Genomic DNA, 25,835 nt, shown 5'->3' on the forward strand with positions numbered 1-25,835 from the left:
ATTAATTTACTAATATATGTTTAAAGATTTCTTCATAGATTTAATTTTATTTACTAAAATCTTAAATTCATTAAAATTTAAAGATTGATGTCCATCTGATAACGCTTTATCTGGTTCTGGATGAATCTCTATGATTAATCCATCTGCTCCTATTGCCAATGCTGCCTTTGACGCAGGAAGTACCAATTCCCTTCTCCCTGTCCCGTGACTTGGATCAATTAGTACAGGATATTTGGTCTCAGATTTCATAATCGGTACGCTCATTAAATCTAATGTATTTCTAGTATAATTTTCAAATGTTCTAATACCTCTTTCACATAATATTATTTTATCATTACCTTCTATGCTAATATATTCTGAAGCTTTAATCCACTCATTTATGGTAGCACTCATGCCTCGTTTTAATAATACAGGCTTATCAGTTTTTCCAATTTCCCTTAAAAGAGAATAATTTTGCATATTTCTGGATCCAATTTGGTAAATGTCTACATATCTATATGCATCCTCTATATCTCTAGGGTCCATTATTTCCGAAATTACTTTAAATCCATAGGAATCCTTTATATCTTTTAAAATTTTTAATCCATCAAATCCTAGACCTTGAAAAGAATTAGGATTGGTTCTAGGTTTAAACGCCCCTCCCCTAATTATCTTTATTCCAAGTTGATTTAAAAATTGTGCAATATACTGCATTTGCTCTTCACTTTCAACAGCACAAGGACCTGCAATAATAGAAAATTTTTCTCCCCCAATAATTAAATTATCATCTATTTTTATCTCCTTGGTCATAGCTATTCCTCCATGTTAACTTGTTAATCTTGTGAATAAAATTTGGGGGCTATGCCCCCAAATCATCAATATCCTCTTCTATTTCATTATCTTGTAATTCCAATTCATTGTTACTTTCAGTATCAATGCTGACATCACTATCCTCTATTTTTGAATAAAATTCATCTAATGTTTCCAATTGTGCTTCAATAAACGATCTATATCGAGTCTTAAAAATAAACATTTCCTTTACTAACCTTTCATACTCCTTTTGAACCTCTCTGACCTCATTATTTGCTTCTTCTATTAACTTTTTATATTGTAAATTAGCATCTTCAACAATAAGGTCTGCCTTTTCCTTAGCAGATCCTATTACTTCATCTGCCGTACTTTGAGCAACAATAAGGGTTTCCTTTAGAGTATCTTCTAAATTATTATATTTTTCAATTTGTTCATTTAATAATAAAATTTTATCCTTTAATTCAATGTTCTCTTTATAAACCTTTTCATAATCATTAATAATTTCATCCAAAAATTCATCAACTTCAGATTCTTTAAATCCTCTAAAAGCTCGTTTAAATTCCTTATTTTGAATATCAAGGGGTGTAATCATATAAATCACTCCATTTATTTTAGTAATTTAATTTGTACTCTAGTTCTCCCTTTTTTACTAATACCTATAATTGAATTTAAAATAAACCTACCATAACCCTTTACAGAAACAATATCTCCTTCTTCAATATCTCTTGAGACTTTATCAATTGGCTCCCAGTTAACCTTAACTTTCTTTGATTGTATTAACGCCTGACTATCCTTTCTTGATAAATTCAATGCACTACTAATTACGACATCTAATCTAAGCGATGCTATAGTAGTCCATATACTCTTGTATTCTATATGGCCAAGCTTTAATTTTTCCAATGGTATTTGATCTACTTTTACCTTTTCTTTTCCAATTCTATCTAGATTCATAAAGATAAAACTAGAAATTTCTTTTTTCACAACAACTTGAGCATATCCCTCATGTATTAATATATCCCCTATTTTGTCTCTATTTATTCCTAAACTTAAAATCCCTCCTAAAAAATCTCTATGAGAGGGATTAGATAAACTAACTTCTATCGTTAAAAAATCAATAGGAACTTCCTTATTATCATATTGAAAATAGTCCGGATAGATTAGAATAACCTTTCTTTCAGCTTCATCTAGTCCCCCTAGTTCTTCATATTCTATATCTGTAAATTGGTTTAGAATAGTTCTTGCTAGCCTTCTCTCATAAGGATTCATAAAATCTGTTGATTGTACACTATGTTTGTCCAAAACTATTTCAATTTTGTCTAATACCTTTCGCATATTCATGATTTGATCTTTGTCATTTATATGCTTTATATATTTTTTTCTATCCAACTTCAAAAAATCACCATTCATTAAAAAATTATTGTTCTTAAAACTGCCAAAATCGCTCTCAATATAAGAATTGCTACAATAGGAGAAAAGTCAAACATTCCAGTATTAATACCAATTTTATCAATTAATCCTTTTGCGGGTGCTAATACGGGCTCAGTTAATTCATACACAATTCTTCCTATTGGATTATATGGTCCAATCCTTAACCATGAAAATATTATTCTAACAAGGATTAAAACCTCTATTATATTAAATAATATACCTACAGCTCTATAAAAAGTTATCATCAAATTACCTCTTATCCTATTATTTTACCACTTGAAAACGCCTTTATTTTTTAACTCATTCTTTAAATTTCCATCAATTTCAACATTTGCTGGTGCCATAACAAATATGTCGGTAGTTACCTTTTGTATACTTCCCTCTAATGAATATAATCCCCCATTAATAAAATCAAATATCTGTCTCTTTATACCTGGTTCTAATTGTTCCAAATTCACCACCACAGTCTTTTTCATCTTTAAATCATCAACTATTTTTGGTGCATCTTCATAATTTAATGGTTCATGTACTACTAATTTCATATTTCCAGATGTGTGTATGTTTACAACTTTATTTCGCATCTTCTTTGTTTGAGTATTTAGTGACAACTCTTCAAGTTCATCCTCATCATAATCATCATCATATTCTAAATCATCAATTCCAACAAAATACTTTAACTTATCAACTATACTAGACATAAAAAATCCTCCTTTAATTTATTTTCTTTCTCCGAATAATCCTGTTCCAATTCTTATCATATTAGAACCTTCTTCAATAGCAACTTTGTAATCATTGGTCATTCCCATAGACAAGATATTCATCTCTATATTATTATATCCTCTATTATCGATTGTTTCACTCAATTTACGTAAGTCTCTAAACACCCATCTAATTTCTTCTGGATCTTTAGCAAAAGGTGCTATAGTCATTAATCCCTTTATTCTAATATTATCAAATTCTAAAACCTTCTCTATAAAGCGAATTACATCATCTACTTTTAAACCAAATTTACTTTTCTCTTCAGCTATATTTACCTGAATCAAAGCATCCACTATGATATCATTTATTTTAGCTCTTTTATTCAACTCTTTTGCTAAAGATATGCGGTCTAATGAATGTATTAAAGACACTTTATCAATAATATATTTGACTTTATTACTCTGTAAATGACCAATCATATGATAATTTGCATTATTACTAATAACATCATATTTTTTTATTAATTCTTGAGGTCTATTTTCTCCTATATCTTTTAAGCCTAACTTTATAGCCTCTTTTATACTTTCCACTCCAACAGTTTTAGTAACTGCGATTATATCTACTTTATCATCTGTTCTATTAGCCTTTTTTAAAGATTTTTTAATGTTTTCTTCTATTATAGTCAAATTATGTTTGATACTAATTTCTATTACCTCCTTGATGTCAATCTACTAGCATTCCCTCTTCGGCTTTCTTAGTATTTAAAAGAATCTCATCAAATTGTGCAACTGTTCTAACTGGCTTATCTTTTCCTTCGATATTTATATTGTTATTCTTATCTCCAATGCTTATATAAGTAAATTCATCGTCTTCCTTTAAAATTTTTATGGGTCTAAATTTTATTATTCCACTAATATCTTTTATATAAACCCCCTTTACACCATTTAATTCAACAACGCTTTCACTTGAAATCTTATATCCATCATATCTATATTTTACTATATCAACATCGATATGTCGTTTGTCATAGTAATATTCAAAATCTCTATCAAACTTACAAACAATCAATCCTTTTCCATTATCCACATTTATCTTCTTTATACGTCCCTTTAGTTCTCCATCTATATCCTTTCCTGTTAAAAAAATAGAATCTGCTTCTTCATATGTATCGATATCCTTCACATCTTCTATTTTAATTATCATATACCATTCAAAATTGTTAATAACTTTAAAAATAGGTTCACTGGATTTAACCTTATCATTATTGGATATTATCTTTTGTTTATTTGTTTGCTCTTTAAAATCGGAATACCTACATTCTTCAATATTATTAAAAGAATATACATCTTCGTAACCATCAATTTTATAGGATACAATACCTGATTCTTTAGCAAAATAATTAACAAAATGATTATTTATCTGATTCACAATCTGCTCTCTTTGTTTCCTTAAACTGTCCAAGCTTTGATTGATTAAATTATTATCATTTGAGATATCGCCTTTTTTATCGCTATAAATTGACAGCTTGTCCTTTAAAATTTCAGCTTGTTCATAATCTCCTTGAGAGATGTTTAATTGAATATCATTTATTATATTATCAATATTTTCTTCTACCTTTTTTTTGTCATTCTTTATTGGTTTATTTTCTGCTTCTGTTTTAGTTAATGTTGCAATTTTATCGTCCAGTTCTGTTAGCTTTTGCTTTAAAGTAGAAGTATTATCAAGCAAAGTTAGTTCAGCTATTTTGGTTCCTACAGGTATCCGTTCTCCTTCTTTTTGAAGTAATTTTACTTTTCCTTGCCCATCTGCCTCATAAACATATTCCTTTCTTACTATTATAGCTTCAGTACTTATCTTGTCTTCTACAGCAGACCTTTCCGGTGTTTTAGTCTTAGAACCAGCTGCAAAGAGGGATGGAACACTTCTAAAGATTAGATAAACAAATACAAACGCAATAATATACAACCTAATTCTTCTCTTTTTCTTTCGCTTCTTCATTCTTTGTTCTTGGCTCATGTTACCACCCTCAATTTATTTCTATACTTTAAGAACTTCAACATGCATTTCAATTTTCCTTCTTTTATTTTAAAAAAATTTTCCATATTTACTTACTACCTTAAACTTTAGTATATTTTCTATATTTAATTTTTTAATCTCATCACCATGAGTTACCATTAATATTGATTTTTCCTTCTTAATTGCCCCAATCAGAGTGCCTTTGAATTTATCTTTGGCTCTTGTTATAACCTTAATTTCATCACCAGATTTAACCTTTGTCCCATTTAACATAAATTCCTTCATATCTGCCTTTTTTAAATGTTTTTCAGTTACAGATTTGTTTTCAATAACTATCATATTGTTTTTTAAATAAAGTTTTTGTTTCAACACAACAAATACGTATCCAGCAACATTAATAACTAACAAAACGATTAAAGCACTCTGAATATATACTAACAAATTTTACACTACCTCCATCTTTTTTATTATAATAAGTATATCATATCTTTTCAATAGGATAAACCTACTACTTTACAAATTTATATTTATAATATTAGACTATTCATAGATATAAAAATGATTACTAGCTAAAAATATCTTTTGTCTTACCCATTAACAGTACGCTTTTAAGCATATCAGGAGCAATCTCTTGTAATGCTATTATCTTGTCTAGTGCATTATCATAATCCTTTGTAAGTTCATTGAAATTATCACATAATAGCTTATTCTTCTTCTGTGTTATTTTATCAAACTCATCAATTCTTGTAAAAGGCTGCGGAGTTTTCGGTTTATCAAAAGTAAGCCTAACTGTTTTATCCTTAACAAGAAGTTCTTCCCTTTTATATCCAGCTCTTTGTAAGCCTTGTAAAAATGCATCCCGCATTTTTAAATCCTTAAGTGCAATACTTATATTTGCTACTAGCTCCCATGGTTGTGAGAATTCTCCTAGTTTAAATCCTGTTAGCCACCAATGTATGCCTTTTCTTTTCATCATAGTTTTACCATTTTTAGTAAGTGTAAATTTCATTTTAAGCATATTATCATCATCAGCACAATCATAAAAAGTCCAGTTAAAGTATTCATTTATCAAATCAGGTTTATCTGTGTGAAATACACCTATTTCAAAACCAGTTGTCATACCATATTGACCCTTCCAAAATTCTATCATCCATCTTTTATTACCATATTCAAAATAAATAGGTTCACAGTCTATTATCATAGATGATGGTGCTGCTGCTTCATCATAGAGTTTTGTATAACCCTTTTCTCGTTGCCATGCATCAATTCTTGAATAAAATATATCCTGATGAGAATCATATGCATAACCATAGGGCCTTAGAAATTCATTAAGAGATTCAACATCCTTAATCTTCGTGTTCCCTTCTTTTACCTTAAATTTTGATCTTTTAAGGATTATAATATAAACTATAGATATTAATACTACTATTAAAAATATCAAATAAATATTATTTTGTATAAATTCAAACATAAAAATCACTCCAGTCATTATTGTTATTACATTCTATTCCTGAAGTGGTTATTTTGATATTGGATAAAACAAAATTAAGAAAAGTTAAAATTAGGCAAATACTATAATGATAATAATTTAATTTTGCTAATCCTGAAAAAGATTGAATTAACTCCTCGACATTTTCGAGGAAATTTGGTAATATAATAATTACATAGGTTTTAAATTAAATATCGGGATGTGGCGCAGTCCGGTAGCGCACAAGTCTGGGGGACTTGGGGTCGCTGGTTCGAATCCAGTCATCCCGACCAAAATGTAAAAAAGTAGAAAATCAATTTTCTACTTTTTTTACATCTTATCATAATTTAAATTTATATCTTAAATAATTATACAGATTAAACCACTATTACCATTGTTAATTATTCTCTCCAAAGCTCTTCTCATTTTACTTCTAGCCTCATCTGGCATTGTATTTAATTTGCCTTGTAATTGTTCATTTACTAGATCATATAAAGACTTTCCAAATAGATTGGACTGCCAAATCTTTGAAGGTTCCTCTTCAAATTCTTCTAAAAAATATTTCATCATTTCTTCACTCTGTTTTTCAGTTCCAATTAAAGGAGAAACTTCCGTTGATATATCACAACGTAATACATGTAATGAAGGAGCCTTTGCTTTTAACTTAACTCCAAACCTATTACCCTGTTTATATATTTCAGGCTCAGCTAACTCCATTTCTTCAAGACTAGGACTTACTAGCCCATATCCAATTTCACGTGCTTGAATTAAAGCAGTTTCTATCTTATCATATTCTCTCTTGGTTTGAGCAAGCTTATTTATTAATCCTAATACCTGATATTCTCCTTCTATACTATATCCAGTCATTTCATTCAATACTTCATAGAATAATTCATCATCAATAACTAAGTCAACATTTATTACTCCTTCTCCCAGTTTAATTTCTTTTATATCCACTTCGTTAATTATATCCAATTCACTTAATGTATTTAGTGAATTGTCTACTTCATTTAATTTTTGTAAGGTTTGTATAGATTCCTTTAATGAATCTAAAATATTAGTTCTTATCTTATGATCCTTTGGCAATCCTTCTATCCAGCCAGGTAGATTAATAGTAATCTCTTTAACGGGAAATTCAAATAAGATCTTTTCAAAAATTCTTTCGACATCTTCAATTTGCATATTTAAGCAATCAACTGTAAGTACAGAAACTCCATATTTTTCTTCTAAACTTTCTCTTAAGGCAATAGTACTATCTAAATTAGGATGCTTTGTGTTTAGTACTATTACAAAAGGCTTTTCTAATTCTTTTAGTTCAGATATAACTCTTTCCTCAGCTTTAATATAATTAGATCTATCAATGTCAGTTATAGAACCATCTGTTGTTACAACTATGCCTATTGTAGAATGATCAGTTATTACCTTTCTAGTGCCAATTTCAGCCGCTTCTTCAAAAGGTATATCTTTTTCATGCCAAGGCGTAGATACCATTCTTGGTATATTCTCTTCAATATGCCCTAATGCTCCCTTTACTAAATATCCTACACAATCAACCATCCTTACTTTAAAAGTAACATTATCTTTTAAGGTTAACTCAGCAGCTTCATTAGGCACAAATTTTGGTTCAGTAGTCATAATTGTTTTACCCGCACCGCTTAAAGGTAATTCGTCTTTTGCTCTTTCTTTTTTATACTTATTTTCAATATTAGGTAATACCAATAGTTCCATAAATCTCTTAATGAATGTTGATTTTCCTGTTCTAACAGGACCTACAACCCCGGCATATATATCCCCTTCAGTTCTCTCAGCTATATCTTTGTATATGTCAAACTTTTCCACAATTTCCCCTCCTTCACCTTCATAATAGATAAAACAATATTACTTAACATTATATATATATGTAATAAGTCTTATAATATGATTGGACTAAAAAAAAACCCACTAAACATAGTGGGTTTTTTACAAGTTTACTATCTATTCTTTGCTATATCTTCTAATTCATGTTTCTTATCCCTTAGCATTAGATTAACAACTGAATTATTGACATCTTTTCCTTCATATAATACTTGATATATTTCCTTTGTAATTGGCATCTTAACATTATATTTCTTTGCTAAATTATACGTAGACATTGTGGTCTTGATTCCCTCTACCACCATTCCTACTAATTCTACTGCTTCATCTAATGTTTTCCCTTGACCTATCAATATACCTGCCCTTCTATTTCTGCTATGCATACTCGTACAGGTAACTATTAAATCACCTATACCTGCTAATCCAGCAAATGTTGACATATCAGCTCCCATTTTCGCTCCTAGCCTCGATATTTCAATGATTCCTCTTGTCATAAGAGCTGCTTTAGTATTATCTCCATATCCTAATCCATCTGAAATGCCTGCTCCTAAAGCAATAACATTCTTTAATGCTCCACCTAACTCTACTCCAATAACATCTGGATTTGTATACACTCTAAAATAAGTTGACATAAATATATCTTGAATATATTTAGCTGTCTTTTTGTCCTCAGATGCTGACACCACTGTTGTAGGCATATTTTTAGCTACTTCTTCAGCATGGGACGGACCTGACAATACAGCAAATTGATTTTGAGGTAGTATTTCATCTATTATTTGGGAAACCCTAAGTAATGTATCATTTTCAATCCCTTTTGCTACATTTACTAATACTTGATCCTTCATTATTAAATTTTTACAATTATTCAATGTTTGTCTAACTGCATGAGAAGGCACAGCCAACACCAACAAATCCTTATTATAAATAACTTTCTCTAAATCATCCGTAACACCTATTTGTTCTGGAATTAATACATCTGAAAGATATTTATCATTTTTTCTTGTTTTTTCAACCTGTTTCGCCTGTACTTTATCCCTTATCCAAACATCCACATTGTGTTTATTATTTGAAAGAAGTATAGATAAAGCAGTTCCCCAACTACCTCCTCCTATAACACCTATATTCTTCAATTAAAGTCACTCCCTATTTGCTTTTTTCTCCTATTTTATATTCTTTGCCTTCTAGCAATCTTTTAATATTGGCTTTATGTTTAAAAATGGCTATAATTGCTAATATCAAAGTTACGATAACAAAACCTTTATCAAAAGGCCTTTTAATTAAAATTACAACTATTGGGGCTACAACAGCTGCAGTAATTGAAGATAACGATACATATCGTTTCATAACTAATACCACAATGAAAAACACAAGAGAAATCATTGCAGTAGGCCAATGCAAGGACAATAATATTCCAAAAGAAGTAGCTATTCCCTTACCTCCTTTAAAATTAAGAAATATAGGCCAATTGTGTCCAATAACAGAAAAAAGACCCGCTATTAATTTGCCATCGTAACCCAATATCTTACCGCCAATATATATAGCTAGTACACCTTTTAAAACATCAAAAACAAATGCTAATATTCCAATCTTTTTCCCAAAAACTCTTAAAGCATTAGTAGCACCTGCATTACCACTTCCACAATTCCTTATATCTGTATTCTTAATTATTTTTCCTAAAACATATGCCGATGAAAAATTTCCAATTAAATATGCTAGCATAATTACTAATAAAACTTTCAAACCTATTCCCCCTTCTCTTTAAAGTCAAATCGAATAGGTACTCCTTCAAAACCAAAATATTGTCTAATCTGATTTTCCAAATATCTTTGGTAAGAAAAATGCATCAGTTTTTTCTTATTTATAAATATTAAGAACCTTGGTGGCCTAACACTTACCTGTGTGCCATAGTATATCCTTAATCTAACCCCTTTATCAGAAGGAGGTTGGTTTAAAAGAACTGCTTCATTAATTATATCGTTTAATGTACCCGTACTTATCCTTAAATTGTTGTTATTGTCTACTACCTTTAAAAGCTTAAATAATTTATCTACGCGTTTTCCAGTTTTAGCAGAAATAAATACTATAGGAGCATATGGTACAAAAGAAAGTATATTTCTAATATTTTTCTCAAAATTTCTATAGGTATTATGTTCTTTTTCTACGACATCCCATTTATTGACTGCTATAATCATTCCTTTTCCATTATCATGTGCATATCCTGCTATCTTTGCATCCTGTTCAGAAACACCTTCTTTACCATCTATCACCAATATACATATATCTGATCTATCTACAGCACTTAATGTTCGGATTACGCTATATCTCTCTACACTCTCATATATGCTTCTCTTTCTTCTTAATCCTGCTGTATCTACAAAGACATATTTATCTTCATTATAGGTAAAATACGTATCTATTGCATCTCTAGTAGTTCCCGGAATATCTGTTACTATAACCCTTTCTTCTCCTAATATCCTATTAATTAAGGAAGACTTCCCGGCATTGGGTTTCCCAATAACAGCTACCTTTATTACATCTTCATCATATTTTGTATCCTTATCTTCTGGAAAATGTGCGATCACTTCATCCAATAGGTCACCTATACCCAATCCTTGTTCGGCTGATACCGATAAAAGTGTTCCTATCCCTAGCTCATAAAATTCAAACACATTATCTAAAGTTTTTTTGCTATCAATTTTATTGCATACCAATATTACTTCCTTACCAGATTTTCTAAGTATATTGGCAATCTCTCTATCCGTAGAGGTAACCCCTTGTACTCCATCCACTACAAAAAGTATAACATCAGCTGTATCAATAGCGGCTTCAACCTGTTGTCTAATGTTTTTTGGAATTATCTCTTCGTTTTCAGGTTCCAATCCACCTGTATCTATCAAATTAAAATATCTATTTAACCATTCTGCTTCGGAATATATTCTATCTCTAGTAACACCAGGATTATCTTCAGTAATAGCAATCCTTCTACCTACAATCCTATTAAATAATGTGGATTTCCCTACATTAGGTCTTCCCACTATGCATACTATAGGTCTATTCATTATTACCACCTCTATCATTCAAAAATAAATTAACGAAATGCTGTCCAGAAACCTCTACGGGGAATATTTCAAACTTTAATTTCTTTTCAATTTCTTCCACAGTCAAATCATCTAAGAAAACATTACTATCCTGTCTTAACATCGATTTAGGTATTATTATTCCATCTATATTTTTATCAGCATTTAATTGCTTTATGATATCTTGTCCTGTGACAAGGCCAGATACTGTAATAGATTTGCCAAAGAACTCATTTTCGATAGGAACTATTTCTAAGCATAAACCAACAAACTTATTATAAATTTTATCCTTGATCTTATTCATGAAATTTTCTGCTAAAGTACCTGTAGCTAAAATATATCTTCTGTTTAATGTGACTTTTTTATTTATCTTATTCAATTCTTCATCTACTTCATGCTCAAATGATTTCATTAATCCTACACCATTTTCCAATTGTGGAAATCCTTCATATGCATCATAGGCTGGCAAAGAATGACCTGTCACTGCATAGAACTCATCTGATGCAAATACAAATCTAGTACCTAATTCCTTCTTGAAATCACTTTGCCTATTTTTTATTAAATCTAGTACTTCTTCAGCACTTTCTTTATCAAACTTATCAATCTCATATAGGTTTTCTCTGTATTTTGTTAATCCTACAGGAACTACAGCTACACTCCTAACACTTGGATATAAACTGGATAGATCAGTCAATGTTCTTTCTAACTCTTTTCCATCATTAACATCTGGTACTAAAACTATTTGACAATTTATCCTAAGTCCTGCTTCTTTAAATCTTTTGAGTATAGAAAAAATTCTACCAGCATTCTTATTATTCAACATCTTAACTCTTAATTCTGGGTTTGTAGTATGAACTGAAACATTAATAGGACTCAATCTATATTTTATTATGCGATTAATCTCATCATCACTCATATTTGTTAAGGTAATAAAATTTCCTTGCAAAAAAGATAGACGAGAATCATCATCTTTAAAATATAATGTATCTCTCATATTTTTTGGCAATTGATCAATAAAGCAGAATATACATTTATTTCTACAGGATCTAGCCTTATCGATTAAAGGATTTGTAAACTCTATACCTAAATCCTCATCAAAATCCTTCTCCACTTCTAAAATCCATACATCTCCATTCCTCTTTTCTATTTCCACTTCTACATAATCATCAGATATCAAATATTTATAATCTATTATATCCTTAACCTTATTTCCATTTATGGATAATAATATATCATCAGGTTGAATCCCTAATTCTTCAGCTATACTATTTTTTTTGATTTTCTCAATAACATTCTTATAATCATAGATTTTCCTAAGTTCCATAATTTGACCTTCCATTCTAATTATTTAAATAATACACCATACCCTATTATAACAGAATTAATAGTTAATACATAGAATAATAGATAAGGTTATATAAGCCTACAGAAAACTGTAGGCTTATGCAATTTCTTATTCATATAATGGGAATTGCTTACATAATTCTATAACTTTCTTCTTTACTTCTTCTCTGTCATTGCTCTCGTCTAATGCTAAATCAATTAATTCAGCAATTTTTTTCATCTCCTGCTCTTTCATCCCTCTTGTAGTAACTGCAGGAGTACCAATTCTTATTCCACTAGTTACAAATGGTTTTTCGGGATCAAATGGTATTGTGTTCTTGTTTGTTGTAATATTGACTTTCTCTAATAATGATTCTGCTTTTTTACCTGTTAAACCTTTAGTTCTTACATCAATTAAAATTAGATGATTATCAGTTCCTCCAGACACTAATCTAAATCCTCTATCAGTTAAGCTATCAGCTAGCATTTTAGCATTTTCAATAATTTGTTTTTGATAATCTTTGAAATCATTCTTCAAGGCTTCTCCAAAGCTTACTGCTTTGGCAGCAATAATATGCATTAATGGTCCACCTTGAAGTCCTGGGAATATAGCCTTATCAATTTTCTTTGCATGTTCCTTTTTACAAAGTATTGCTCCACCTCTAGGACCTCTTAATGTCTTATGAGTTGTTGTCGTTACAAAATCAGCATATGGTACTGGATTTGGATGAAGTCCTGCTGCTACTAATCCAGCTATATGAGCCATATCTACCATTAAATATGCTCCTACTTCATCTGCTATCTCCTTAAACTTAGCAAAATCAATTATTCTTGGATATGCACTAGCACCAGCTACAATTAATTTTGGTTTTTCCTTTAGAGCTATTTCTCTAACTTGATCATAATCAATCGTTTCGTTTTCTTTATCTACTCCATATGCTATAAAATCAAAGTAAGTCCCTGAGATATTCACTGGGCTACCATGAGTAAGATGTCCACCTTGAGATAAGTCCATTCCTAATACCTTATCTCCTGGTTTTAACACTGCAAAATACACTCCCAAATTTGCATTAGAACCTGAGTGAGGTTGAACATTTGCATGATCTGCACCAAACAATTTCTTTAGCCTGTCTCTTGCCAAATCTTCCGCCATATCAACAAATTCACAACCACCATAGTATCTTTTGCCTGGATAACCTTCAGCATACTTATTAGTCATTTGACTTCCCATAGCTTCCATTACCTGACGTGATACAAAATTCTCAGAAGCAATTAACTCAATATGTTCTTGTTGTCTATTTATCTCCAATTCAATTGTCTTCATTACCTCTGGGTCAGTTTTCTTTAGATTTGTAAAATCCATAGCTTTTATCTCCTCCCTTATTTGTTATATATAATTTATTTCATTGCTAAACATAATAAAATAATATAATATATATTAAACTGGTATTTAACATTTTCTTTTTCCTTTAAGATTTATTATACAGTTAATTGCTAGTATTTACAATACTATTAATCTTTATGAGGTGAAGTTTATGAATTATTATGACAATTATGATAGACAAGAAGCTAAAAAACTTCTATTGTTAGCCATATTAGCAGGTAGAACAATGTTGAAAAATGGAGCAGAGACTTATAGAGCAGAAGACACCGTAGAAAGGATATGTAAATCGAGGAAAAATATAAAATACGCAGATGCATTTGTAACTCCTACTGGGATTTTTGCTTCACTAGAATATAAAGGAGAAATTTTAACATATCTGATGAGAATTAAATCAACTAGAATCGATCTAAATAAGATAAACCTAGTAAATGAATTCTCAAGGAATTTTGTTAATTCAAATATGCCTATCAGTAAAGGTATAAAAAAACTTAAAGAATTAAATAAAACAACAACTTATAATGCACCATTAAAGACCTTCTTCGGTGGTGTAGCTTGTGCTTTTCTATCACTTTTATTTGGTGGTAGTATTTTAGACTTTATTTCAAGTTTTATAGTAGGATTTTTTGTAGTTTTATCCGTTAATAAGATCAATAAATACAAGATGACTTTTTTTATAAATAACTCTGTAGGTTCAGCCTTAGCTTCAATATTAGCAATATTATTAACAAAAATAGGTCTAGGTCAAAACATGGATACGATAATTATAGCTTCAATCATGCCCTTAGTTCCTGGCGTTGCCATAACTAATGCCATGCGGGACACTATTTCTGGAGATTTTGTATCTGGACTTTCAAGAGGAATGGAAGCCATATTTTCAGCACTAGCTATTGCATTTGGAGTAGGATTAATATTGAATATTTATTTTAAGGGGATGATATAATGGAAATAATCAAAAACTTTCTTTTTTCCTTTTTATCTACAGTTGGTTTTAACATAATATTTAGTGCTCCAAAAGGCCTTGTTTTAAAATCTGGTTTTGTTGGTGGTATAGGATGGATTGTTCTTTATTCAACATCTATTTATTTCAATAGTAGTATCATTAGTACTTTTTTTGCAGCTTTAACAGTCGGTATATTAGGTGAATTGTTTTCAAGACATTATAAAAAACCAGCAACCGTATTTATTATACCTGGAATAATTCCATTAGTACCTGGTGCTGGCATGTATTATACAATGTTAGCTTTGGTTGAAAAAGACTTCCTTGCTGCTGCAGACAAAGGTACTGAGACCCTCTTTATAGCAGCTGCTATATCTATAGGTTTGATAGTTTCAACCACTTTATCAAGATCTATTAAACGTGTTAAATACAAACGTTAACTTTGCTTTGTATATTTTACCATTATATCTACTAAATCATCTAATGTTTCATCTTGAGCCACTCCATCTAAATAATTCTTCAAACAATTCTTCATATAATTTTCCAATATCAATCCACCTACAGAATTCATTGCTGATCTAACAGCAGATACCTGTACCAACACATCTGAACAGTGTTTACCTTCTTCTACCATTTTCTGTATTCCCTTTACCTGTCCTTCTATTCTTCGTAGTCTACGCAATATAGCCTCATTATCCTCCACCTTAATAGCCAAACTTTACTACCCCCTTATTATAATTATCTACTTAAAATTCTCGTCATTTCCATAGCAACTTCATTTTTCTTATTAATAAAATTATCTATTAGCTTGACTATAATAAAAGAAACTGCTAAAAATACTATTCCTACTCCAAAACCCAACATTTCATAGTTTTGTAATCCCATGGATTGAAACAAATTTACTCCTAATATTATTCCTAATGTCAACATAATAAAAGGTATCATATATACAATTAAAGTATATTTTAATATTTTCCTTGATATAGCCTTAATCTCAACAAGATCTCCTTCTTTTGCATTGATGTCATTTTTTAAAGAAACAGTTATATTTGGTGCATCACAACTACCACTACAGCTGCTGCAATTACCTCCACAACCTGAAACCCGTCTTATTTCAACCTCAGCATTATTATCTACAACTTTACGTACAAGTCCTAATTGCTCCATGAATAAACACCTCCAAATACTAAATCTTTAATCACTTCAGAAGCAATAATCAAACCAGCAACAGAGGGAACAAAAGAAACGCTACCAGGTACTGCTTTTCTGGTATTTTCTTTTTCTAAGTTAACCTTTATAGGTTTTTCCTTAGACCACACCACTTTTAAATTCTTTATCTTTCTTTTTCTTAGTTCATATCTCATGACCTTTGCAAGCGGACACGTATTTGTCTCATATATATCTCCAACTTGAAACATTGTTGGATTTAATTTGTTACCTGCTCCCATACTGGATATTATCGGGATACCCAACCTCTTACAACTTTCAATCAAATCTATTTTAGACGAAACCATGTCTATTGCATCAACTACATAATTATAATCGGATGATAATAATGATTCTCTATTTTTATCATTATAGGTCTCTTCATAAACCTTTATATCTAAATCAGGATTGATTTCCATTAATCTATCTTTCATTACCTGAACTTTCGATAAACCTATGGTTTTTGAGGTAGCATGTATTTGCCTATTTATATTGCTTATATCTATTATATCATAATCTATAAGAATAATCTTGCCTAGTCCTGATCTAACTAAAGCCTCACAAACAAAAGAGCCAACACCGCCTATTCCAAATACTGCAATCTTCGATCTTTTTAATTTTTGCATACCTTCTTTACCTAATAACAATTCAGTTCTTGAAAATCTATTATCCATTTCAATCTCCCTATTCAAATTATTTCATATCTACTTTTATATGTGTCTCCTTTAATTGTTCTTCAGCAACTTCAGAAGGTGCACCTGTTAATAAGCAAGTAGCAGATTGAGTCTTTGGAAAAGCTATTACATCTCTAATATTAGAGCTTTGCGTTAATAGCATCATCAACCTATCAAATCCATAAGCAATACCACCATGAGGTGGAGTACCATACTTAAATGCTTCCAATAAGAACCCAAACTTATTCCAAGCCTCTTCCTCTGAAAGACCAAGTGCAGCAAACATCTTGTTTTGTAATTCCCTATCATTTATTCTAATACTTCCACCACCCATTTCATCTCCATTAATCACTATATCATAAGCCTTCGCTCTCACTTTTTCAGGCTCAGTTTCCAGTAGAAGTATATCCTCTTCCATAGGATGAGTAAATGGATGATGCTTCGCTACATACCTTTCCTCTTCTTCATCATATTCAAACAATGGAAATTCGGTAATCCACACCAATTTCAACTCGTCATCATTCAGTATATCAAGTCTTCTAGCTACTTCATTTCTTAAATTTCCTAGGCTATCAAACACAACTCCTTCCTTATCTGCTACAAACAATAGAAGATCTCCCTTTTCTCCATCCATTCTATTGATCATATTATTCAATTCCTCTTCCGATAAGAATTTTGCAATTGGTGAGGTAATACCTTCTTCTGTTATCTTAATCCATGCCAAACCTTTTGCTTTAAAGGTCTTCACATATTCCTCTAGGCTATTTATATTCTTTCTTGTAAACTGATCTCCATATCCTTTTACATTAATGCCCCTTACACAACCATTGTCTTTAATAGTACCACTAAACACTTTGAACTCCGAATTTTCAACTATATCAGAGATATTGACCAATTCGAATCCAAATCTTAAGTCAGGTTTGTCAACCCCAAATCTCTCCATAGCCTCTTTATATGTCATTCTTTGTATTGGTAATTCTATCTCTATTCCTTTTAATTCTTTAAACAACCTATATAACATCTTTTCATTTATTTCTATCACATCTTCTACATCTACAAAGGACATCTCTATATCTATCTGTGTAAATTCAGGCTGTCTATTTGCCCTCAGATCCTCATCTCTAAAGCATTTTACTATTTGATAATACCTATCCATACCAGACACCATTAAGAGCTGCTTCATAAGCTGTGGAGACTGAGGAAGAGCATAAAAATGCCCTGGATTTACTCTGCTTGGCACTAAATAATCCCTAGCTCCTTCAGGAGTTGGTTTATTCAACATTGGAGTTTCTATCTCAACAAAATTATTTTCATCTAGAAAGTCTCTTACCATCTTTGCAGTCTTGTGCCTAATCTTCAAAATATTTTGCATAGATGGTTTTCTTAAATCCAAATATCTATATTTTAATCTCATAGTTTCAGCTACGTTATCATCATCTTTAATATATATAGGTGGAGTTTCAGATTCGTTGAGTATTTTTAGCTCCTGTGCTAACACCTCTATATCTCCTGTTTCAATATCTTTATTTTTTGATTGTCTTTCTCTTACCTTTCCTCGAACAGCTACTACAAACTCAGATCTTATATCTTCTGCTTTTTTAAATATCTCTTCTGAAACTGTATTGTCAAATACTATCTGGCAAATCCCCGTAGTATCTCTTAGGTCAACAAATATTAATGATCCTAGGTTTCTTTCTCTTTGTACCCAGCCCATTAAAACAGTCTCTTCATTTATATTTGATATTCTTAAATCTCCGCACATATGAGTCCTTCTTAAATTCCCCATAGTCTCTCTCATCATATTATTTACCCTCCTCAAAAAATAATAATCCTCTCATCTCCAAAGTACAGGGACGAGAGGATGAATTCCCGCGGTGCCACCCTAATTAGGCTTTGACCTCGCTCAAATATTTATAACGCAATCTCTGCGAACAAAACGTACTTGTTAACTCAAAGGTGTCTTTATTAAATATTAACATCGGATTTCCACCTACACCGACTCTCTATAGATAAGTGATTTAATTACTCTTCCTTCTCATCGTTTTAATATTATATTTTTATACATTATAAAATATATTCTAATCGGTGTCAAGACATGAAATTTACTTTTCTTGCCACCATTTCATCAATTCTCTCCAAATATTCTTTTAAGCTCTTAACATTAGGCACTCTTTCTATTCTATTTTCTTTTGGATAAAATATTTTTGATACTGCTCCCATACCTACTGCTATTATAGTCTCCTTTTCTTCCATCATCTTAATATTATAAATACATTCCTTACCTTCTTTTGCATAACCTACATTCTCAAAGTTTCCCATAATCTGTTTTTGTCTATATAGATAGTAGGGTTTCAAATTCATTTCTTCTGCAAATAATTTGGTCTCTTTTAACATTGCCTCTAGCTCATTTTGATCCTTTAAATCGTATTGATCTATTACATGCCTAAACTTTGATCCCCTTTTTATTGCTAATGTATGAACAGTCAAGTTTTCTGGATCCAAATACTTCAATTTTTCCAAAGTATTTTCAATCTCATCTATACCTTCAGAAGGAAGTCCAACTATTAAGTCCATATTTACAACACCTATCCCTACATTCTTTGCCAAATTATAAGCATTTATTATCTCATCACTATTGTGTTGTCTTCCGATCACTTTCAATGTACTATCGTTCATAGTTTGTGGATTTATACTAATCCTATCCACTTCATTTTCTTTGAGCATCTTTAGCAATCCAACATCAATGGTATCTGGTCTTCCTGCTTCTACAGTAATTTCATCTATATTATTACGACCAAAGTTTTTATATATTGTTTTGATTATCTTTTCCAAATTTTTATTAGGTATAGCCGAAGGAGTTCCCCCTCCAATATAAACAGTAGAAATAGATTTTCCACTCATCAACTCAGCTATCCTATTTATTTCATATATAAGGTTATCAGTATACTTGTCTACAAGATAACCATATTTCCCTATATTACATGATGGAAAAGAACAATATAAACATCTAGTAGGACAAAATGGGATACTCACATATAGACTAAATCTATTTTTATCTAAAGGATGTATATGATTTCTCTGTTTATGAGCTATATTTAATATTAGATTAGCTTTCTCAGAAAATATTTTATATTGTTCTGTTAATATATTCAATATTTCATTATCTTTAAAACCATTATCTATTAAATCATGAACAATTTTTACTGGTCTAACTCCAGTTAAAATTCCCCAAGGTAATATAGTATTGGATATATTATTTAAAGCTTCATATAAGCTTTGTTTAACACCAATCTTTATCTTTTTATAGGTCTCATGTTTTCCTATGTTCATTTGTTCTATTTTCTGTATAGAACTATTAAATATCAAACTATGATCTATATATACTTTTGTAATAGATCTTATCTGTCCAATATTATTATATAGTACATTTTCAATTAAAATTCCATTATCATATTCATCTAGATCATCAATAAATACTATTTTTTTACTAAAATAATAAGCTTTAATTAATTCACGAATTTCATATCTAAAATTGTGACCTATCAAATGGACATAAATCATAACTACTCCCCTCAATAATCATCATAATAATCTTGCATTACCTTTTTTACATATCTTGTAGATATACCAAACTCTTTAGCAATCTCCTCTTTATTTAATCCCATTTCTATCAACTCATGCACTTCATGCAAATCAACATCCTTTTTATCTTTGTCATATTTAAAATAGGATTTTTTACTCATCAAAGCCACCTCCTAGGACATATACTCCCCAAGAAGGTGGCTATTCATACTTCTATCTAACAAATGGATTAGTCTCTTTTTCTTTCTTTATAGTTGATGCTGGTCCATGCCCTGGATATACTTTAGTATCATCAGGAAAGACCATTAATCTATTTTTTACTGAATTAATTATAGCATCGTAAGAACTCTTTGGAAAATCTGTTCTTCCAATAGAACCAGCAAATAAAGTGTCTCCTGTTAATAAGCAATCATCAATTTTTAAACTAATTCCGCCCGGTGTATGCCCAGGGGTATGAATTACTTCAGCATTTAAATCTCCAAGAGTTATATTGTCACCATCTTCCAATAGGATGTCTGGAGATATTTCTATAGATCCCATTACCATTGTACTAGAAAGGTTTGCATCTCCATCCTTCAATAAATACTCATCATCTTTATGAATAGCCAAAGGCGCATTAGTGTATTCTTTTATCTCTTTAACACCAGCAATATGATCTCCATGCCCATGGGTAAGTATTATATATTTTATATTTAACTTTAATTCTTTGATTTTAGCAATAATGTCATCTGCATCTCCACCTGGATCAACTACAATTCCTTCTGTACTATTCTCTGGATAGATTAAGTAACAGTTAGCAGCGTAGACTCCTGCTGGTATCCTTACAACGTTCAAATGTATCCCTCCTAAAAAGTTTTCTTACTATCTATTAGTATAGTTACAGGTCCATCATTTATTAAATCCACATACATATGAGCTCCAAATACACCTTTTTCGGTCTTAATACCTCTTTCTTTACATTTTTCAATAAACCTATTATAAATATTATCAGCAATCTTAGGATCTGCAGATTTAATAAAACTTGGTCTCTTACCCTTCCTAACATCACCATATAATGTAAATTGAGATATTACTAACATCTCCCCTTTTATATCCATTACAGACAAATTCATCTTATCTTTATCATCTTCAAATATTCTTAAACCTAGAATCTTATTGACCATATATTCTAGATCTTTATCATCATCTCCTTCACCCACACCAAGAAAAACCAATAAGCCTCTATTGATTTTTCCAACTGTATCTTCTTTTACCTCAACATTTGCCCTCGATACTCTTTGCACCACTGCTCTCATCAATATCTTCCTTTCTTTAATTCGTTACTCTATACACATCTATTACACCTTTGAACTTTTTGATCTTTTTCATCAAAGTCGTCAATTGATCAATATCCTTTATTTCTAAAGTCATGTTTATTATAGCTAGTTTCTCCTTATTAATCCTAGCACTCAAAGATGCCAGAGAAAGTCCAGAATCGGTAATGCTTTGAGTAATTTCAGTAAGCAATCCTTTTTTGTCCGTAGCCTTCACTTGCATTTCAGCCTGATATTCAGCTCTTTCATCTGTATCCCAACTAACCTCTAAAAACCTTTCTTTACTTTCTATAGAACCTATATTAGGACAATCCTGTCTATGAACAGATACACCTCTACCTCTTGTAATATATCCAACCACTTCATCTCCAGGTACTGGGTTACAACATTTAGCAAACCTTACTTTGATATTGTCTACACCTTTTACGCTTATTCCCTGGTTGAATTTTTTTCTCTTCTTGTTAGAAGATTTTTCCTTTACTTTACTTTCAGCAAGTGTCTTTTCATCAACTTTGATATGTTCCTTAAAGTATTCTCTCAACCTTGACATTACTTGTGATATAGATATACTTCCATATCCTAAACCTGCATATAGATCATCAACGCTATTTAAACTTAATTTGCTGGCAATACTTTTTAACCATTCATCTTTAGATAATTCATTGAATTTATAGCCTTGTCTTTTTACCTCTTTATCAAGTATATCTTTTCCTTTTATGATATTCTGGTCTCTTTCTTCTCGTTTAAACCACTGACGAATCTTATTTTTAGCTTGACTGCTCTTTACTATTTTTAACCAATCTCTACTTGGGCCATTACTGTTTGACGAAGTCAATACCTGAACTATATTACCATTTTTAAGTTTATAATCCAAAGGTACAATTCTACCATCTACCTTTGCTCCAACACAATTATTACCCACTGCTGTATGAACCCTATATGCAAAATCTATAGGAGTAGAACCATCAGGAAGATTTATAACATCTCCCTTTGGTGTAAATACAAATACCTCGTCTGTAAAGAAATCAATCTTTAATGTTTCCATAAATTCCTTAGGATCATTTAAGTCCTTTTGCCATTCCAACAATTGTCTAAGCCAAGTTAACTTCTCATCAAAATTATCGCTTTTTACTGTTCCCTCTTTGTATTTCCAATGAGCCGCGATTCCATATTCTGCTGTTCTATGCATATCCCAAGTTCTTATTTGAACTTCGAATATTTCTCCTTCAGACCCAATAACAGTAGTGTGCAACGATTGATACATGTTGGGTTTAGGCATTGCAATATAATCTTTAAATCTTCCAGGGATAGGTTTCCACATTGTATGAACTAAGCCTAAAACAGCATAACAATCCTTTATAGTATTAACAATTACTCTAATAGCTGTTAAATCGAATATCTGCTCAAAACTCTTGTTTTGATAAACCATTTTCTTATATATGCTATAAAAATTTTTTGGTCGACCACTGATATCCCTTGGAATGTCCATTTCTTCTAAATCTTCGTCTAATTCGTCTATAATTCTTTGTATATATTCTTCTCTTTCTCTTCTTCTCTTTGATACTCTATCGACAAGATCATAATAACCAGCTGGATCTATATACCTTAAAGATAGATCTTCTAGTTCCCATTTGATTTTTGACATCCCCAACCTGTGAGCTAATGGGGCATATATTTCTAAAGTTTCTAAAGCCTTTTCCTTTTTTTTCGCTTCACTCATATATTCTAAAGTCCTCATATTATGCAATCTATCAGCTAATTTAATGATAATAACTCTTATATCCTTAGCCATCGCCAGTACCATTTTTCTCAAATTTTCAGCTTGACTTTCTTGCTTAGTTTTATATTTTAACTTCTTCAATTTTGTAACACCATCAACTAAATTAGCTACTTCCTCACCAAATTCCTCTATTATAGTCTCATAAGTTACATCAGTATCCTCTAATACATCATGAAGTAACGCAGCAATAATCGTATCATCATCCATATTAAGTTCCGCCAATATTATGGCAACATTATAAGGATGAGTAAAGAAATCTTCTCCCGAATTTCTGTGTTGACCTTCATGAGAATCATTAGCGAAATTATAAGCCTTAATTATTTGTTCTATATTCGCATTACGATTATATTCTTGAATTTTTAACAATAAATTTTCTATCATGAGATTCACCTGTTTCACTTTCTATCTGACTAAAGCATAAAAATTTTCAGTTAATTCTGTTTAAATTCGATTATTTTTATAATCAGTATTTTATTGCAATTATAACTTAATTTAAAATATTTTTCAGCAAAAACTTTATAAATAATTTATTTTATCTATAATTTTCTATTATAACTTGCAAATTTTTATTACCCATATATTCATTTATTGTAGGAGTATATACAATATCCATATTTATTTTATTGTTTATACCCTTGTACATCTTATTTACTTCAAATTGCCCAAATTTATCAATCAATTTCAATTCAAATTCGTTAATATTTCCAAAATAAAGTCCATCTATAGTCTTTCCATTCTTCATCAATAACAATAGCTTAAGAACATTTTTGTTTTTCCCTAAAACAAAAGCTCTTTTGATACGAACATCTTTTTCTCCAAATAAAGGCTTTGGATTGCCTTTCCCGAATGGTTCCAAAAGTTTTAATTCCTTAACTAACTTAAAACTGATATATTCTAACGGAAGACGCATATCAATATATACTTTAGGTAAAAGGTCTTGTCCTGTTAAGGTTGCTTGTCCATTTAGTCTCTCCCTAAATTTTTCTAGGTTGGATATGTCTAAAGCTAATCCAGCAGCCATAGGATGCCCACCAAATGATGATAGCAAGTCCTTGCACTTAGAAACTTCTTCAAACATATTATATTCCTTGATGGACCTTCCTGATCCCTTGATTTTGTTTTTTTGTTTTGATTGTGTCAAAATAATAGTTGGCCTATAGTATCTATCCTTTATCCTACCAGCAATTATTCCTGCTACACTTTCATGAATATTTGGTTCATATATTACGAATATATTTTGATTCTTGAATTTTCCTGTTTCTATTTGATCAATAACTTTTTCTATTCCTTCTTCAGTCATTGATTTTCTTTCCTCGTTTAATGAATATAACCTATCAGCATATTCTTCCGCCAAATCTGGTCTATCTGTTAAAAACATTTCTGCTGCTATATCTGCCCTATCTAATCTCCCAGAAGCGTTTATACAAGGGCCTAATACAAAACCTAAAGAATAAGGAGTAATCTTCTTGCCTTCTAATCCAGTTGCCTTTATAAGGGCTTTTAGTCCTAGATTCTTTGTACTATTAATCCTCTTTATCCCCTCTTTCACTATTATTCTATTCTCATCTACTAAATCTACCACATCACAAACTGTACCCATAGCAACAAATTCTAATAGTTCGTACGACTCCTGTACATCTATATCCATCTCATCATATAAAACTTGAATAAATTTAAAAGCAACTCCTGCTCCACATAGTTGTTTAAATGGATAATCACAATCAGGTCTCTTTGGATTTATGACTGCATCAGCTTTTGGTAGAACATATTTTTTTTCATCATTATTATCTTTAATAAAACTCACATCATGATGATCTGTTACAATAACTTTTATATCCAGTTCTTTAGCTAGATCTATAGCATCAAATGCAGATATACCATTGTCACAAGTTATAATAAGAGAAACCCCATCTTCTTTAGCTTCTTTAACTATTCTTTCATTGATTCCATAACCATCTTTAATTCTATGAGGAATCACATAATCTACATTGCCCCCACATCTCTTTATAGCATTATATAAAGTCAATATAGCTGAATTACCATCTTGATCATAATCACCAGAAATTCTTATCTTTTCTTTATTTATTATACTTTCCTTCATTATATTTACTCCAATTTCCATATCTTTCATAAGTCTAGGATCATGAAGTTTATCTAAATTAGGATTGATAAAACTATCCAAAAGATTGAATTCTTTAATGTCTCTATTTATAAGGATTCTACATAGCAACTTACTAATTCTTAGTTTTTTGGACATTATGTCTAAATTAGCCTTTACATTTCTAATCAACCATTTCTCCAAAAA

The 25,835-nt window shown here is 30.7% G+C and carries 27 protein-coding genes, 1 tRNA gene and 1 other annotated feature; of the genes, 3 read left to right on the forward strand and 25 right to left on the reverse strand.

Features of this window, described 5'->3' with window-relative positions; all coding sequences use genetic code 11:
* Positions 1–9: 9 nt before the first annotated feature.
* From K8M07_RS01565 to K8M07_RS01605, 9 genes are all read right to left on the reverse strand, one after another.
* The gene (locus K8M07_RS01565) at positions 10–789 is read right to left on the reverse strand and encodes a bifunctional 3-deoxy-7-phosphoheptulonate synthase/chorismate mutase (RefSeq protein ID WP_223376068.1); all 780 of its coding nucleotides are present in this window, start codon (positions 787–789) and stop codon (positions 10–12) included.
* A gap of 49 nt (positions 790–838) precedes the next feature.
* Positions 839–1,381 carry a DivIVA domain-containing protein gene (locus K8M07_RS01570; protein WP_223376070.1) on the reverse strand — a complete coding sequence of 181 codons (543 nt, stop codon included), beginning with the start codon at positions 1,379–1,381 and terminating at the stop codon, positions 839–841.
* Between the two features lie 14 nt (positions 1,382–1,395).
* Positions 1,396–2,175: an RNA-binding protein gene (locus tag K8M07_RS01575; protein WP_223376071.1), complete on the reverse strand. Its 780-nt coding sequence runs from the start codon at positions 2,173–2,175 to the stop codon at positions 1,396–1,398.
* A gap of 20 nt (positions 2,176–2,195) precedes the next feature.
* Complete coding sequence (locus K8M07_RS01580; RefSeq protein WP_223376072.1) at positions 2,196–2,462, reverse strand: YggT family protein; 267 nt, start codon at positions 2,460–2,462, stop codon at positions 2,196–2,198.
* A 24-nt stretch (positions 2,463–2,486) separates the two neighbouring features.
* Positions 2,487–2,915 (reverse strand): cell division protein SepF, encoded by a 429-nt coding sequence (locus K8M07_RS01585; RefSeq protein ID WP_223376074.1) that lies wholly within the window; start codon positions 2,913–2,915, stop codon positions 2,487–2,489.
* 18 nt (positions 2,916–2,933) lie between these two features.
* Positions 2,934–3,620: a YggS family pyridoxal phosphate-dependent enzyme gene (locus K8M07_RS01590; RefSeq protein WP_223376291.1), complete on the reverse strand. Its 687-nt coding sequence runs from the start codon at positions 3,618–3,620 to the stop codon at positions 2,934–2,936.
* 19 nt (positions 3,621–3,639) lie between these two features.
* Positions 3,640–4,932 carry an HlyD family efflux transporter periplasmic adaptor subunit gene (locus K8M07_RS01595; RefSeq protein ID WP_223376076.1) on the reverse strand — a complete coding sequence of 431 codons (1,293 nt, stop codon included), beginning with the start codon at positions 4,930–4,932 and terminating at the stop codon, positions 3,640–3,642.
* Positions 4,933–5,001: 69 nt separating this feature from the next.
* The gene (locus tag K8M07_RS01600; protein ID WP_223376077.1) at positions 5,002–5,373 is read right to left on the reverse strand and encodes a hypothetical protein; all 372 of its coding nucleotides are present in this window, start codon (positions 5,371–5,373) and stop codon (positions 5,002–5,004) included.
* Positions 5,374–5,497: 124 nt separating this feature from the next.
* The gene (locus K8M07_RS01605) at positions 5,498–6,403 is read right to left on the reverse strand and encodes a DUF4474 domain-containing protein (RefSeq protein ID WP_223376079.1); all 906 of its coding nucleotides are present in this window, start codon (positions 6,401–6,403) and stop codon (positions 5,498–5,500) included.
* A 213-nt stretch (positions 6,404–6,616) separates the two neighbouring features.
* Between K8M07_RS01605 and K8M07_RS01610 the strand changes: the two genes are divergently transcribed.
* A tRNA-Pro gene (locus K8M07_RS01610) sits at positions 6,617–6,693 on the forward strand.
* A 67-nt stretch (positions 6,694–6,760) separates the two neighbouring features.
* Here the strand turns inward: K8M07_RS01610 and spoIVA are convergent.
* From spoIVA to glyA, 6 genes are all read right to left on the reverse strand, one after another.
* Positions 6,761–8,239: a stage IV sporulation protein A gene (gene spoIVA, locus K8M07_RS01615; protein ID WP_223376081.1), complete on the reverse strand. Its 1,479-nt coding sequence runs from the start codon at positions 8,237–8,239 to the stop codon at positions 6,761–6,763.
* A gap of 131 nt (positions 8,240–8,370) precedes the next feature.
* Positions 8,371–9,384, reverse strand: coding sequence for an NAD(P)H-dependent glycerol-3-phosphate dehydrogenase (locus tag K8M07_RS01620; RefSeq protein ID WP_223376083.1), 1,014 nt, complete (start codon positions 9,382–9,384; stop codon positions 8,371–8,373).
* Between the two features lie 13 nt (positions 9,385–9,397).
* Positions 9,398–9,994 (reverse strand): glycerol-3-phosphate 1-O-acyltransferase PlsY, encoded by a 597-nt coding sequence (gene plsY, locus K8M07_RS01625; protein ID WP_223376084.1) that lies wholly within the window; start codon positions 9,992–9,994, stop codon positions 9,398–9,400.
* A gap of 2 nt (positions 9,995–9,996) precedes the next feature.
* Positions 9,997–11,313 carry a ribosome biogenesis GTPase Der gene (gene der, locus K8M07_RS01630; RefSeq protein ID WP_223376085.1) on the reverse strand — a complete coding sequence of 439 codons (1,317 nt, stop codon included), beginning with the start codon at positions 11,311–11,313 and terminating at the stop codon, positions 9,997–9,999.
* Positions 11,306–12,655, reverse strand: a complete 1,350-nt coding sequence (locus K8M07_RS01635; RefSeq protein WP_223376087.1) for a DUF512 domain-containing protein — start codon at positions 12,653–12,655, stop codon at positions 11,306–11,308. Before K8M07_RS01635 ends, der begins: the two co-directional genes overlap by 8 nt.
* 129 nt (positions 12,656–12,784) lie before the next feature.
* A complete protein-coding gene (glyA, locus tag K8M07_RS01640; RefSeq protein WP_223376088.1) occupies positions 12,785–14,017 on the reverse strand; it encodes a serine hydroxymethyltransferase in 1,233 nt (410 codons plus the stop codon).
* 172 nt (positions 14,018–14,189) lie between these two features.
* Between glyA and K8M07_RS01645 the strand changes: the two genes are divergently transcribed.
* Both K8M07_RS01645 and K8M07_RS01650 read left to right on the forward strand, forming a co-directional pair.
* Positions 14,190–14,978 carry a threonine/serine exporter family protein gene (locus tag K8M07_RS01645; protein ID WP_223376090.1) on the forward strand — a complete coding sequence of 263 codons (789 nt, stop codon included), beginning with the start codon at positions 14,190–14,192 and terminating at the stop codon, positions 14,976–14,978.
* Positions 14,978–15,415: a threonine/serine exporter family protein gene (locus tag K8M07_RS01650; protein WP_223376092.1), complete on the forward strand. Its 438-nt coding sequence runs from the start codon at positions 14,978–14,980 to the stop codon at positions 15,413–15,415. Before K8M07_RS01645 ends, K8M07_RS01650 begins: the two co-directional genes overlap by 1 nt.
* Here the strand turns inward: K8M07_RS01650 and K8M07_RS01655 are convergent.
* The 10 genes from K8M07_RS01655 to recJ form a co-directional block, all read right to left on the reverse strand.
* Positions 15,412–15,690, reverse strand: coding sequence for a metal-sensitive transcriptional regulator (locus K8M07_RS01655; protein ID WP_223376093.1), 279 nt, complete (start codon positions 15,688–15,690; stop codon positions 15,412–15,414). The two genes, K8M07_RS01650 and K8M07_RS01655, sit on opposite strands and share 4 nt — an antisense overlap.
* A gap of 23 nt (positions 15,691–15,713) precedes the next feature.
* Positions 15,714–16,142, reverse strand: coding sequence for a SoxR reducing system RseC family protein (locus K8M07_RS01660; RefSeq protein ID WP_223376094.1), 429 nt, complete (start codon positions 16,140–16,142; stop codon positions 15,714–15,716).
* Positions 16,130–16,855, reverse strand: a complete 726-nt coding sequence (locus K8M07_RS01665; RefSeq protein ID WP_223376095.1) for a ThiF family adenylyltransferase — start codon at positions 16,853–16,855, stop codon at positions 16,130–16,132. The genes K8M07_RS01660 and K8M07_RS01665 overlap by 13 nt, the downstream gene beginning before the upstream one ends.
* Before the next feature lie 19 nt (positions 16,856–16,874).
* Entirely contained in the window at positions 16,875–18,653 is a 1,779-nt protein-coding gene (gene aspS, locus K8M07_RS01670) for an aspartate--tRNA ligase (protein WP_223376292.1), read from the reverse strand.
* Positions 18,654–18,701: 48 nt separating this feature from the next.
* Positions 18,702–18,903 (reverse strand) — a binding site (T-box leader).
* Between the two features lie 40 nt (positions 18,904–18,943).
* Entirely contained in the window at positions 18,944–20,416 is a 1,473-nt protein-coding gene (gene hemZ / locus K8M07_RS01675; RefSeq protein WP_223376097.1) for a coproporphyrinogen dehydrogenase HemZ, read from the reverse strand.
* A gap of 11 nt (positions 20,417–20,427) precedes the next feature.
* On the reverse strand, positions 20,428–20,598 hold the full coding sequence (locus K8M07_RS01680) for a hypothetical protein (protein ID WP_223376098.1): 171 nt from the start codon (positions 20,596–20,598) through the stop codon (positions 20,428–20,430).
* A gap of 52 nt (positions 20,599–20,650) precedes the next feature.
* The gene (locus K8M07_RS01685; protein ID WP_223376099.1) at positions 20,651–21,271 is read right to left on the reverse strand and encodes an MBL fold metallo-hydrolase; all 621 of its coding nucleotides are present in this window, start codon (positions 21,269–21,271) and stop codon (positions 20,651–20,653) included.
* Between the two features lie 11 nt (positions 21,272–21,282).
* Positions 21,283–21,732: a D-aminoacyl-tRNA deacylase gene (gene dtd, locus K8M07_RS01690; RefSeq protein ID WP_223376100.1), complete on the reverse strand. Its 450-nt coding sequence runs from the start codon at positions 21,730–21,732 to the stop codon at positions 21,283–21,285.
* 16 nt (positions 21,733–21,748) lie between these two features.
* A complete protein-coding gene (locus tag K8M07_RS01695; RefSeq protein ID WP_223376102.1) occupies positions 21,749–23,911 on the reverse strand; it encodes a RelA/SpoT family protein in 2,163 nt (720 codons plus the stop codon).
* 151 nt (positions 23,912–24,062) lie between these two features.
* Positions 24,063–25,832, reverse strand: a complete 1,770-nt coding sequence (recJ, locus tag K8M07_RS01700; protein ID WP_223376104.1) for a single-stranded-DNA-specific exonuclease RecJ — start codon at positions 25,830–25,832, stop codon at positions 24,063–24,065.
* Positions 25,833–25,835 lie beyond the last annotated feature (3 nt).

Origin of the sequence: Schnuerera sp. xch1 (assembly GCF_019931165.1) — a bacterium.
Classification (GTDB): Bacteria; Bacillota; Clostridia; order Tissierellales; family Tepidimicrobiaceae; genus JAIOUP01.